Source organism: Roseicella aerolata (assembly GCF_020523605.1).
Lineage (GTDB): Bacteria > Pseudomonadota > Alphaproteobacteria > Acetobacterales > Acetobacteraceae > Paracraurococcus > Paracraurococcus aerolatus.
This window is the reverse complement of record NZ_JAJAQI010000078.1, coordinates 1-11,718: the sequence shown is the minus strand read 5'-3', so window position 1 is coordinate 11,718 and position 11,718 is coordinate 1. Positions and strand designations below refer to the sequence as shown.

The following is an 11,718-nucleotide window of genomic DNA, read 5'->3' as shown; positions in this document are numbered from 1 at the left end:
CATCCCCAACGGCACCTACTTCCTGGGCTGGCCACAGAACGAGATGGCCGAGGCGGCACCGGCCTGACCCGGCTCAGGTCCTTACCGTAAATCTCCGCACGGATGCTGCCGGCGGGCCTTCTTTTGACCGCGATCCATGCGCCGCTGTTCCCAACCCCGCCAGGAGCGCGGGAGGAGGAGCCGGAATGAAAGCGGATCCGAAGCTTGGCGTATGGCTGGCTTTTGCCGCAACCCTGTCGCTGCTCACCGGCTGCGCGTGGCCGACGGTGGAGGGCTTCACCGCCACCATGGCGCGCTTCGTCGGCGCCTCGGAGGCGGACCTCGTTGCCGGCCTTGGGGTTCCGGTTCGTACCTATGAAGCCGGCGGGCGGCGCTTCCTGCAGTACGAGGAGCAGCGGATCGTGACCTATCCCGGCAGCCCCTATTTTGGGGGATGGCATGGTGGCTGGTGGGCGCCGGGTGGCTTCGGGCCAACCTTTGAGACGCGGTTCTGCTCGGTAACCTTCGCGCTCCGTGCTGGCCGCGTAGAGGCCTTCAGTTTCCGCGGCAATGACTGCCGTGCCGTGCCACAACCTCGCTGACAGGCTACAAGCCCTTGGTGACGGCCACCTTGCGAGTGCTCCGAATGCCGCCGATCATCGTAGCGAGAACCTGACCGGCACGGAGAGTTCAACCGGGTCTCCCGCCAGTTCGGGCGGCGGCGCCGGCAGCGGCGAGGCACGCCGGATCATCCGCTCTACTGCCGTATCCAGCACCTCATGACCCGAGCTGCGTTCGATGCGCCAGCCGATGATGGTGCCGTCACGGCGCATGGCGAAGCGCAGCACCGCGGTGCCCTCGGCACGGCGCCAACGGGCCTCGGAAGGGTACTCCTTGTGCCGCTCCAGCGCGGCGAGCAGCACACCGACATAGCTGGGCGGCGGGCGGCGTGCCACCGGGGCCGGCGGCACCGGAGCCGCAGCAGCGGCCTCGGCGGAGGATGGAGCGGCCGAGCGCGGGGCGGGTAGGGCTGGGCGCGGCGCAGGCCGCGGTGGCGCGGCGGCCCGCTGCGGCGGTGGTGGTGGTGGCGGTGGTAGTGCAGTGAGCGCTTCATCAGGCGGCTGAGCCTCGGCCGGCTCGGGCTCCAGCGCCGCGATGGAATCGGGCGGGGGCGGCGTGGCCTGCGCCGGCTCCGGTGGCCGCTCAGCCTGTAGTGGCTCGGCGGGCGGCGGCACGATCGTCTCCGGCGGAGCAATGGCCGCAGCCTCCTCCGGCGGCTGCGCCGGCAGGGGTTCCGGTGGGGCGGCCGTAGGCTGGATCGGCTCCGGCGAAGCAGCGGCGACGGCCTCGGCGAAATCTGCTGCCTCGGCAGCCGCCGGTGCAGCCGGCTCGGGCAGTGGTGAGACCTCGACCGCCTCGATCACTGTCGGCGGCGTCTCGAGCGAAGATGGCCACAAAAAGGGCAGCGCCACGGCACCGTGCAGCGCCGTGGCGAGAACGGCGGCCGCCGCGTATCGCGGCCGCCGCGGAGTCGGCGCTCGCAAGGGCGTGGTGAAGGGCTCGGCGCGCGCCGCCCATCCGTCCGGCATCGGGCTCAGCGGGCACGCAGCGCGGGGGCGCTGGGCTCGCCCTCCGCGATGAGGGAGACGCGTCCCACGCCCGCCGCACTGACACGCCCCATGACCCGCATCACCTCGCCATAGGGCACAGCGCGGTCGCCGCGGACATAGACCGGGGCGTCATTTGCCTCGGCCGCGCGCAGCGCCGAGAGCCGCGCGCCGAGCTCGGCCTCGGCCACCTCCTCCTGCCGCAGGAAGACACGGCCGTCGCGCGCGACGGTGACCACGACCGGCGGCGCGGTCTGCGCGATGCGCGCGGCGGAGGTGCGCGGCAATTGCACGGGCACGCCCACCATCATCATCGGCGCGGCCACCATGAAGACGATCAGCAGCACCAGCATCACGTCCACTAGCGGCGTGACGTTGATCTCCGCCATCGGCACGCCGTCACCCTCTGGTCCCGTGCCGCCAGACGGACCCATCGCCATACGCGCTACTCCGCCGGGCGGAGGCGCGGCCGCGCCTCGGTGAGGCCGGAGGGCGCGGCATTGCGGGCGAGGCGTGCGGCGAGATCGGAGGCCGCCTCCAGCGCCTCGGCCCGCAGCGTGGCAAGGGAGGCACCGAGCCGGTTGTAGGCGATCACCGCCGGGATCGCCGCCACCAGGCCAATCGCGGTGGCGAAGAGCGCCTCCGCGATGCCCGGCGCGACGACCGAGAGGCTGGTGTCGTTGCTCGCCGCAATGCCGGAGAAGCTGTTCATAATGCCCCAGACCGTGCCGAACAGGCCGACGAACGGCGCGACGGAGCCGGTGGTGGCGAGGAGCTGCAGGCCCGAAGCCGCCGGCTTCAGCGCCTGCGCCACCCCCTTGCGCATTGCCCCATCCAGCCGGGCACGGTACTCGCCATCCGTCTCCTTGCCGCCCTGGCCTGCGCGCCATTCCGGCACGCCGGCACGCAGCGCGGCAGCGGCCAAGTCGGCGCGCTCGGGCAGCGTCGTCGGCACCCGCTCGCCCGCCGCCATGGCGCCGAGTTCCCGCGCCTCCCGCCGCAAGCGGCGGAGCGTAGCGAGCTTTTCAATGATCACCGTCCAGCAGGCAATCGAGGCAAGGACGAGCAGCAGCATGACGCCTTTCACCACCGGATCAGCCTGCAGGAACAGGGCCCAGGGGGAGAGGTCGTGGGCGGGTGGCAGCGTGGGGAGCGGCGCAGTCGGGTCCATGGGCGGGAGCCTCACTTCTGGAAGGTGACGCCGTCCACCTGCGAGGCAAGCACGGCACCCTCGGCGCAGGCGTTGCGCGCCGCGGCCTCCGTGCCGCCGCAGGCGAGCACGTCGTTCAGCAGCACGCTGCCCAGGCCGTCGCAGGGCTGGCCGGCGAGGTCGAAGATGCGCGCCTGGGTGCGGCCGGCTGGCAGTGGACCGATATCCACTGCGACGCGGCGGGCCACCACGCCGTCGCGCCCAAACAGGACGAGGTCAAGGCGCAGCGGGTCGAGCGCTTCGGGGGCGGCGCTGTTCGCCACCAGCCAGACGCGGCAGGCGCCGCCCTCCCGTGGCTCCAGCCGGTTCAACTCGAGCCGGAGCGGAGGGGCCGGCGCCTCGGCGCGCAGCAGTCCGGGCGCGATCATGACGGGGAGGGCAAGCAGCGCGGCAGGTAGGCGCATGGGCCAGGACGTCATGGACACCTCATGAAGCGCGTCGCGGTCAAACACGGAAAAAATGCGAGTGCAAGTCACTTGCAATCGCAATACTGAGAGGTCCGCGCCCTCACTCCGCGGTCCCCTGGCTACTTATCTCCTCGTCCGCCAGTGCGAGATGCGCCGCGAGCACCTCCTGCAGCGAGGGCATGGCGCCGGCAGGCAGATGCCGCGCCGGGTCCCAGAGGCCCGCCGCTATCAACGCGCGGGGGCAGTGGACGAAGGCCTCCTCCACCCGGATCACCAGGACGGCGCGAGGCGGGCGGCCGTTCTCCGCAAAGCGCTCGAGCAGCGCGGGGTGTACGGACACCGCGGCGCGCCCGTTCACCCGCAGCACCTCGCCCAGGCCCGGCAGCAGGAACAGCAGCCCCACCGCCGGGTTGGCGATGATGTTGCGCAGGCTGTCCAGGCGATTGTTGCCGGGCTGGTCGGGTAGCAGCAGCGTCGTCTCGTCATGCACCTGGGCGAGGCCGGGCGCACCGCCGCGCGGCGAGCAATCGACACCCGTAGGGCCTGAACTCGCCAGGACAAGGAAGGGCGAGGCCGCGATCAGCCGGCGGCAATACACGTCCAGCCGGGCGATCTGCTTCCGCAGGACCACCTCGTGCGGCAGCGGGTAATGCCGCCGCAGGGCATCAACGCTGTCGAGTGCATGGGCGCCGTCCAGCCAAATGTCCGGTCCTGTCATTCCCGCCGGTCACTATCCCGTCTGCCGCCATCTGGATCGTCCAACCGAGATTGCGAGTCAATCGCAGTTACGATAGACGCGCCGCATGCCTTCATTGCATCTGTCAAGCGATTGGACCCGAGGAGACGCACCGGCAGCCGGATGGGAGCTCGACGAGGCGGGCTTCACCCTCGGCGACCGCGCCCTGGTCGGGCCGCTGACGCTGCGGCTGGAGCCCGGCCAGGTGCATGGCCTCATCGGACCGAATGGCTCGGGCAAGAGCACTCTGCTCCGCCTGCTCGGCCGGCAGCTCGCGCCGACCAGCGGCCGGATCGGCTTCGGCGGGCGGCCCATCGCCGCCTGGAGGGCGCGGGATTTTGCGCGGCAGGTCGCCTATCTGCCGCAGGCCCTGCCCGCCTCCGATGGGATGACGGTGCGGGAACTGGCGGCGCTCGGCCGCTATCCCTGGCATGGCGCGCTCGGCCGGCACGGGCCGCGCGACCGCATGGCGGTGGAGGACGCCCTGCGCCGTGCCGGCGTCGCCGCCTTCGCGCTGCGCCAAGCCGACAGCCTCTCGGGGGGGGAGCGGCAGCGCGCCTGGCTGGCCATGCTGTTGGCGCAGGAGGCGCGCTTCCTACTGCTGGACGAGCCGACCTCGGCGCTCGACCTGGCGCACCAGGCCGAGATCCTGGGGCTGATCCGCCGGCTGGCGCGCGAGCAGGGCCTCGGCATCGTCGTCGTGCTGCACGACGTGAACATGGCAGCGCGGCATTGCGACACGATCCTGGCGCTCAGCGCCGGCCGCCTCCTGCTCCGTGGCGCGCCGGCCGAGGTCATGCAGCCCGCCGTGCTGGAAGGCCTCTACCGCGTGCCGATGGGCATCCTGCCGCATCCGGCCACCGGCGAGCCGATCGGCTACCTGCAATGAGGGCTACGGCGGGAAGGCGCGGTCTCCTGCTCGGCGCCGCAGGCCTCGCCGCGCGGCCGGCCCGCGCCGCTGCGCCAAGGGTCGCGGCCATCGACTGGGGCCTGGCGGAAACCCTGCTCGGGCTCGGCGTCGCGCCGGTCGCGGCAGCGGAACTGCACGGCTATGCGCACTGGGTGCGTGAGCCGGCCATGCCGGCGGGCGTGGTGGATCTCGGGCTGCGCGGCGAGCCGAATCTCGAGCTGCTGCACCGCGCGGCGCCCGAACTGATCCTGGCAACGCCGCAATTCGCCCCCTTCCTGCCGCGTCTCGAGCGCGTCGCCCCGGTGGCGTCCTTCGCCACCTATGTCCCGGGTGGCGACCCGCTGGTGCGGTCGCAGGACATCGCCCGCGCCATCGGCCGGCTGGTCGGGCGCGAGGCGGCCGCGGCGGCGCTGCTCGGCAAGGCCGAGGCGGCCTTCGAGGCAGGGGCCCGCCGTCTCTCAGGCATGGCAGGCCGGCCATGGCTGACGGCGAGCTTCGTGGATGCGCGGCACCTGCGCGCCTATGGCCGGACCAGCCTGTTCGGCGCGACCCTGGCGCGGCTCGGGCTCATCAATGCCTGGACGGAGCCGACCAATGCCTGGGGCTTCGCCACCGTGGCGCTCGAGCGTCTGGCCGCCGTGCCGGAGGCGCAGCTGCTGCTGATTGAACCCGTGCGGTCGGAGGTCGAAGCCGATCTCGGGCGCAGCCCGCTCTGGCAGGCGCTCCCCGCCGTCCGGGCGGGCCGCGTCGCGCGGCTCGGGCCCTGCTGGGCCTTCGGCGGGCTGCCGAGCGCCATGCGCTTCGCCGGGTTGCTGCCGCATGAGTGAGGCAGTGGTGTTGCCCCCGTCGCCGCGGCCGGCCGGCTGGCCGGCGCTGCTGCTCGGCACCCTGCTGCTGGCGGGCGCCTTGCTCTGCGGTCTGCGGCTCGCCGCAATCCTGCCGCCGGAGCAGTGGTGGCAGGCGCTGACCCAGCCTGTGCCCGGGGACATGACGCAGGTCGTGTTCCGCCATGCGGTGCTGCCGCGCATGGCCATGGCGCTGCTCTGCGGCGCGGCGCTGGCGCTCTCGGGCGTGATCCTGCAGCGCGTGCTGCGCAACCCGATCGCCTCGCCCCTCACGCTCGGGATCTCGCCCGGCGCGCAACTCGCCCTCGGGGCCGCCATGCTCTGGGCGCCGACGCTGCTCGCCGCCTCACGCGAGGCGGTGGCGCTCGCCGGCGCGACAACGGCCATGGCCCTGGTCGCGGCGCTCTCCTGGAAGCGGGGACTGGCGCCGGCCGCGGTGGTGCTGGCTGGGCTGGTGGTGGGTCTCACCGCTTCGGCGCTCTCCGCCGCCCTCATCCTGATGAAGGGCGAGTACCTGCTCTCGCTGCTCCTCTGGGGCGCCGGGTCACTCGCTCAGGCGGGGTGGGAGCCGGTGCTGGCGCTCGCGCCACGCCTCGCGCTGGCCGCGGCGGCGGCCTTCCTGCTGCGGCGCCCCCTGCTGCTGCTCGGCCTCGAGGATACCAGCGCGCGCTCCCTCGGCCTCTCGCTCGCCCTCGGGCGCGCCGCGGCGCTGGGAGTGGCGGTGTGGCTCGCTGCTGTGGTGGTCGCGGAGGTCGGCGTGATCGGCTTCGTCGGAATCGGCGCGCCGGCCCTGGCGCGGCTGGCTGGTGTGCGGGGCATGGGCCGGCTGATGGCCTGGTCGGCAGGGTTCGGCGCCGCGCTGCTCCTCCTGGCCGATGGGCTGGTGCAACTGGGCCAGGGACTGCGGGGCGACTTGCTGCCGACCGGCGCCGCCACCGCCGTGCTCGGCGCGCCGATCCTGCTCTGGCTGCTGCCGCGCTTGCGGGCCGGAAGCCCGGCGGTGATGGCCGGCATCACGGCATCCAGGCGTCTCGCCCGCCCCTGGCTGTTCCTGGCTCTGCTGCTCGCGGCCATGCCGGTCCTCACTTGGTTTGGGCTGGCGCTGGGGCGGGGGCCGGAGGGCTGGTCCCTTGCCCTCGGCGTCGACTGGCTCGGCATGCTGCCCTGGCGCGCCCCGCGCCTCGCAGCGGCGATGGCGGCCGGCGCGATGCTCGCCGCCTCCGGCACGGTGCTGCAGCGCTTGACGGGCAATCCGATGGCCGGCCCGGAGGTCCTGGGGCTGGGGGCCGGGGCGGGCTTCGGCCTCGCGCTCCTGCTGCTGCTGGTACCGGCGCCCGGCAGGCCGGCGCAGCTTCTCGCCGTGGCGGCAGGGGCCGGACTGGCGCTCGGGCTGCTGCTGCTGGCCGCGCGGCGCGGCGGGCTGGCACCGGAGCGGCTGTTGCTCGCCGGCGTCTCGCTGGCCGCCTTCTTCCAGGCGCTGGTGGCCGCCTTCCAGGCCAGCGGCGATCCACGGGCCGTGCCGCTGCTCGGCTGGCTCGCCGGCTCCACCGCGCGGCTCGGCCCGGAGGACGCGACCATAGCCGTCGGGCTCGCGCTCCTGCTGCTGCCGCCGGTCTTCCTGGCGGGGCGCTGGCTGGCCTTGCTGCCGCTTGGGGACGGTGTCGCGGTGGGCCTCGGTCTGCGGCCGGGGCTCGCGCGGCTCGGCCTGGTGCTGCCGGCCGCGATGCTGGCCGGCGCGGCGACCCTGGTCGTCGGCCCGCTGAGCTTCGTCGGGCTGATGGCGCCGCATCTCGCCCGGTGGCTCGGCCTGCGCACGCCGCGGCAACACCTGGCTGGCGCGGTCCTCCTCGGGGCGCTGGTCATGGGCGCCGCGGACGTCCTGGGGCGCGGCCTTGCCTTTCCCTTTCAGCTCCCGGCCGGGCTGGTCGCGGCGCTGCTCGGCGGCCCCTACCTGATGGCACTGCTGGCGCGCCGAGGGCAGGTAGCATGAACGGCTTCCCCCTGCTGCCGGAGCCGCATGCGGCCCTGGTCGAAAGCCTCGTCCCGCTGCCCGCGGCCGGGGCGCTGCCGGCATCTCTGCTGCGGCAGCGCGAGGGACCATCGGTGCTGCTGGCCGCGGCGCGGCGGCACCGGCCTGGGGCGGAGGAGCGCGCGCTCGCCTCGCTCTGGTCCCGCTGGTACTTCGCCAAGCTGATCCCGCCCGCGCTGCTCTGCGGCGTGCTGGGCAAGCGCAGCCTGCCGCTCGACTTGGCCAGGACGGCCGTCCTACTTGGCGAGGACGGCATGCCGGAGGCGATTGCGCTGCCGCATGCCGGCGTGGTCTCGGGCGAGGCTGATCCTTTCGCCCGCTTCGATGCGCTGATCCGCGGGCATGTCGCCACAGTGGTCGGGAGCCTCGCAGCGCATGCACGGCTCGCGCCGCGCATCCTCTGGAACAACGCGGCGGTCTATGCCGACTGGGCCCTGCGCCGGATGGCCGAGGCGCCGGAGGTACCGCGCGCGGCGGCGCGGCGGGCGCTCGCCCTGGTGGAGAGCCCGGCCTGGCCGGACGGCAGCCCCAATCCTTTCCACGCGCCCGTCCGGCGCCGTGAGGGACCGGTCGGACGCCAGCCCGTCCGCCGGCAGTGCTGCCTGCTCTACCGGCTTCCCGGCGAGGGCTGCTGCCGCACCTGCCCGCGTCCCGCAGAGCGGCCCTGCCGGCCGTTGGATGCGAATCAGAAGCACTTTCAATAGCCCACCCTGTCGGGACGGGCCTGCACCGAGAGAGAGGACCTGTGACCATGACATCGCGTCTGGTGCTGCTGCTGGCAACGACCGCCTTCTGGACCCTGCCGCTGCTGGAAGCTGCGGGGCAGCAGCCCGAGCCGGGCGCCGGCGCCATTGCGCTACCCACGCTGGAGGTGCAGGGCGGCGCTCCCGGCCCGGAGCGTGGCCTCGTCGCGCGGGAGGCAAGAACCGGCACAAAGACCGACACGCCGCTGATCGAGACTCCCCAGGCCATCTCGGTCATCACCCGCGACCAGATGGATCTGCGTCAGGTGCAGAGTCTGAGCGAGGCGGTGCGCTACACCCCCGGCATCCGCTACGACGCCTATGGTGAGAACGCCCGCTATGACTGGTTCTACCTGCGTGGCTTCCGCGCCGACACGACCGGCGTGTTCCTCGACGGCCTGCGCTTCGATGCCGGTGCCCTGACCGGGCGGCCAGAGGCCTGGGGGCTGGAGCGCATCGAGGTGTTGCGGGGTCCTTCCTCGGTCCTGTTCGGGCAGAATGCGCCGGGCGGCGTGGTGAACATGGTCTCGCGCCGCCCGACCGACACGCCACAGGGCGAGGTGCGGCTCACCGCTGGCTCCCACGCCCGGTTGCAGGGCGCCTTCGCCACCAGCGGGCCGCTGACCCGGGACGGCACCTGGTCCTACAGCCTGAGCGGGCTGCTGCGGGATTCCAATACGCAGGTGGACTACACCCCCGACAACCGCGCCTTCATCGCTCCAGCCCTCACCTGGCGGCCCACCAGCGACACGCGGCTGACGCTGCTCTCCTACTATCAGTATGACGAGACGCTGGGCAGCGAGTTCCTGCCCTACAGCGGCACCGTCGTGCCCTCGGCCTTTGGCCGCATCCCCCGCTCCCGCTTTACCGGCGAGCCCGGTTTCGACACCTTCATCCGCCGTCAGTACGGTATCGGCTACGAATTCGAGCACCGCTTCAACGACACCTTCACGGTGCGGCAGAACCTCCGCTACGGCCATGTGGACGGCGACTGGCGCCAGACCTACGGCCTCGGCCTGCAGCCTGACGGGCGGACACTGAACCGCTACAGCTACGAGAGTCGCCGGGAATCGAGCGCCTTCCAGGTGGACACACACCTGCAGTCGCGCTTCGCGACCGGCCCCTTGCAGCACACGCTGCTGGCGGGCCTCGACTACTCGCGCGCAACCTTCGACAACATCCAGAATGGTGCGACCGGCACGCCACTCGACCTCTACGCACCGGTCTACGGGCGCGTCGTCCGCAACCTGGCGCCGCTCTCGAACGACCTGCAGACGCGTGACCAGCTCGGGGTCTACCTTCAGGACCAGATCCGTGCCGGCAACTGGGTGCTGACGCTGGGTGGCCGCCACGACTGGGCGACGACGGAGACAGAGAGCAGGCTCCGCGGCACGACGACGACGGCGGACGACCGCGCCTTCACCGGGCGCGTCGGCCTGGTCTACCTCGCGCCGAACGGCCTTGCGCCCTTCGCCAGCTACAGCACCTCCTTCCTGCCGCAGCTCGGGACCACCGCCACCGGGGCGGCGTTCCGTCCCATCGAGGGTGAGCAGGTGGAGGTCGGCCTGAAGTTCCAGCCGCCCGGCGGCAACAGCTTCCTGCAGGTGGCGGCCTTCCAGATCACGCAGCGCAACGGGCTGACACCCGATCCTACCAACCGCGTCTTCCAGGTGCAGACCGGCGAGGTTGAGGTGCGAGGGGTCGAACTGGAAGCGGTGGCCGAGGTCACGCCCGGGCTCCGCGTCATCGGCGCCTACACCTACCTGGACGCCGAGATCACCCGAGCGAATGACGGCACCGTCGGCAACCGGCCGAACGGCATCCCGGCGCATATGGCCAGCCTCTACGGCGATTACGGCTTCCGCACGGGACCGCTTCGCGGGCTAGGGCTGGGCGCGGGCGTCCGCTACATCGGCAACACGCCGGTGGGGAACGCGAACCTTGCCCTCGTCCCCTCCGTCACCCTGTTCGATGCCTCAGTGCGGTTCGACCTGGAACGGCTGAGCCCGGCCCTGCAGGGGATGCGTGCCATCGTGACGGCCAGCAACCTGGGCGACGAGCGCCATGTCGCAAGCTGCGACACCCTATCGGCTTGCTTCTACGGCACGGGGCGATTGGTGCTGGGAAGCCTGAGCTACGCCTGGTAAGGTCATCCGAGCTTCGCTCGCTTACCAATCATCTGGTGCGGCTACAAGGATGAGCGGGCGCCTGACCTGCGCCCCTGAACTGGATCCGGTTTTGGTGAGAGAGTTGGCCTCCTGAGGGAGGTCGGGATGGCGGGGTAGCGTTTGACGCCGGAACAGATAATCGACGTGCTGCGGCAGGCTGAGGTGGAGTTGGCGCAGGGCCGGAGGGTGGGCGAGGTCTGCCGCGGGCTGGGGGTATCGGAGGCGAGCTGCTACCGCTGGCGCGCTGAGTATGGTGACCTCAAGGTCGACCAGGCCCAGCGCATGAAGGAGCTGGGGCGCGAGAATGCGCGGCTGAAGCGCGCCGTCGCCGAACTGACGCTCGACCAGCAGATCCTGAAAGAGGCTGCGGAGGGAAAATACTAGGCCCCGAGCGCCGCTGGGCCTGTGTCCGTCATGTGCGGGCTGTACTCGACGTCTCCGAACGCCGGGCGTGCCGCACCCTGGGTCAGCCGCGCTCGACACAGCGCGCGCGATGCGTCCGGGACGACGAGGCCGCACCGACTGGGGCGACCGTGGCCCTGGCGACCGAGTACGGCCGCTACGGCTACCGGCGGATCACGGCGATGCTGCGCGCCGAGTGATCCTGCCCCGCTTCTGCGGCTCGTCCGCGGAAAGTGTGGTTCAGGTGGCGAGGAGCACACGGCGCCGGAGAAGATCGAAGCTGCTGCGGCCGAAGGTCTGGCGCTTCAGCATTTTCAGCTTGCCCACCTGCCCCTCCGTTTGCCCGCTGCTCCATGGTGTGGTGAGCGCAGCCTTCACCGCCGCGCCGTCCTGCTGCAGTCCGGCGGCGACGGTGGTGACGGCGGCCACACCGCCGCTCTTGGCGTCCTTGAGCCAGCCTTCGAGGCCAGGTATCAACGCATCGCCTTGGTCAGCTTCGCCGCGATCTCGTACATCTCCTCCGGCGCATAGTCCGGAGTGAAGGCGGAGGGTTCGCCGACTAGCAGGCTGCTGAAAAGCGCGCAGGATCGGCGGGTGCGGTAGGCTCCGGCGGACCTTCCATGCGCCCGCTGCCGCGTGGCGGCTGCCAGAAACACGTTTCCGGCGCCAGCGGCGCTCCCTT

General features: G+C 72.2%; 12 protein-coding genes and 2 pseudogenes. 7 read left to right on the top strand and 7 right to left on the bottom strand.

Going from position 1 to position 11,718, the window contains the following annotated elements; translation table 11 throughout:
* The first annotated feature begins 185 nt into the window (after positions 1-185).
* Complete coding sequence (locus LHA35_RS26615) at positions 186-581, top strand: hypothetical protein (protein ID WP_226614095.1); 396 nt, start codon at positions 186-188, stop codon at positions 579-581.
* 54 nt (positions 582-635) lie between these two features.
* On the opposite strand, the gene LHA35_RS26610 is transcribed toward LHA35_RS26615, so the two are convergent.
* The 5 genes from LHA35_RS26610 to LHA35_RS26590 form a co-directional block, all read right to left on the bottom strand.
* Positions 636-935 carry an energy transducer TonB gene (locus tag LHA35_RS26610; protein ID WP_226614093.1) on the bottom strand — a complete coding sequence of 100 codons (300 nt, stop codon included), beginning with the start codon at positions 933-935 and terminating at the stop codon, positions 636-638.
* A 638-nt stretch (positions 936-1,573) separates the two neighbouring features.
* A complete protein-coding gene (tolR, locus tag LHA35_RS26605) occupies positions 1,574-2,026 on the bottom strand; it encodes a protein TolR (RefSeq protein WP_226614091.1) in 453 nt (150 codons plus the stop codon).
* Between the two features lie 5 nt (positions 2,027-2,031).
* Positions 2,032-2,757: a MotA/TolQ/ExbB proton channel family protein gene (locus LHA35_RS26600; RefSeq protein WP_226614089.1), complete on the bottom strand. Its 726-nt coding sequence runs from the start codon at positions 2,755-2,757 to the stop codon at positions 2,032-2,034.
* Positions 2,758-2,768: 11 nt separating this feature from the next.
* Positions 2,769-3,215, bottom strand: coding sequence for a Tat pathway signal protein (locus tag LHA35_RS26595; protein WP_226614087.1), 447 nt, complete (start codon positions 3,213-3,215; stop codon positions 2,769-2,771).
* Positions 3,216-3,303: 88 nt separating this feature from the next.
* Positions 3,304-3,921 carry an MSMEG_1061 family FMN-dependent PPOX-type flavoprotein gene (locus LHA35_RS26590; protein WP_226614086.1) on the bottom strand — a complete coding sequence of 206 codons (618 nt, stop codon included), beginning with the start codon at positions 3,919-3,921 and terminating at the stop codon, positions 3,304-3,306.
* A gap of 94 nt (positions 3,922-4,015) precedes the next feature.
* On the opposite strand from LHA35_RS26590, the gene LHA35_RS26585 reads away from it, so the two are divergent.
* The 6 genes and pseudogenes from LHA35_RS26585 to LHA35_RS26560 all read left to right on the top strand — a co-directional run.
* Entirely contained in the window at positions 4,016-4,828 is an 813-nt protein-coding gene (locus LHA35_RS26585) for an ABC transporter ATP-binding protein (RefSeq protein WP_226614085.1), read from the top strand.
* Positions 4,825-5,676: an ABC transporter substrate-binding protein gene (locus LHA35_RS26580; protein ID WP_226614084.1), complete on the top strand. Its 852-nt coding sequence runs from the start codon at positions 4,825-4,827 to the stop codon at positions 5,674-5,676. Before LHA35_RS26585 ends, LHA35_RS26580 begins: the two co-directional genes overlap by 4 nt.
* Positions 5,669-7,684: a Fe(3+)-hydroxamate ABC transporter permease FhuB gene (fhuB, locus tag LHA35_RS26575; RefSeq protein WP_226614081.1), complete on the top strand. Its 2,016-nt coding sequence runs from the start codon at positions 5,669-5,671 to the stop codon at positions 7,682-7,684. The genes LHA35_RS26580 and fhuB overlap by 8 nt, the downstream gene beginning before the upstream one ends.
* Positions 7,681-8,427 (top strand): siderophore-iron reductase FhuF, encoded by a 747-nt coding sequence (gene fhuF, locus LHA35_RS26570; protein ID WP_226614077.1) that lies wholly within the window; start codon positions 7,681-7,683, stop codon positions 8,425-8,427. The genes fhuB and fhuF overlap by 4 nt, the downstream gene beginning before the upstream one ends.
* A gap of 47 nt (positions 8,428-8,474) precedes the next feature.
* Positions 8,475-10,613 carry a TonB-dependent siderophore receptor gene (locus LHA35_RS26565; RefSeq protein WP_226614075.1) on the top strand — a complete coding sequence of 713 codons (2,139 nt, stop codon included), beginning with the start codon at positions 8,475-8,477 and terminating at the stop codon, positions 10,611-10,613.
* A 183-nt stretch (positions 10,614-10,796) separates the two neighbouring features.
* Positions 10,797-11,230, top strand: a pseudogene (locus LHA35_RS26560) (transposase); the annotation flags it as partial.
* Positions 11,231-11,276: 46 nt separating this feature from the next.
* Here the strand turns inward: LHA35_RS26560 and LHA35_RS26555 are convergent.
* Both LHA35_RS26555 and LHA35_RS26550 read right to left on the bottom strand, forming a co-directional pair.
* Positions 11,277-11,501 (bottom strand): annotated as a pseudogene (locus LHA35_RS26555) (transposase); the annotation flags it as partial.
* Positions 11,502-11,509: 8 nt separating this feature from the next.
* Positions 11,510-11,718, bottom strand: a 209-nt coding sequence (locus LHA35_RS26550; RefSeq protein WP_226614073.1) for a hypothetical protein, incomplete at its 5' end; no start/stop codon positions are given.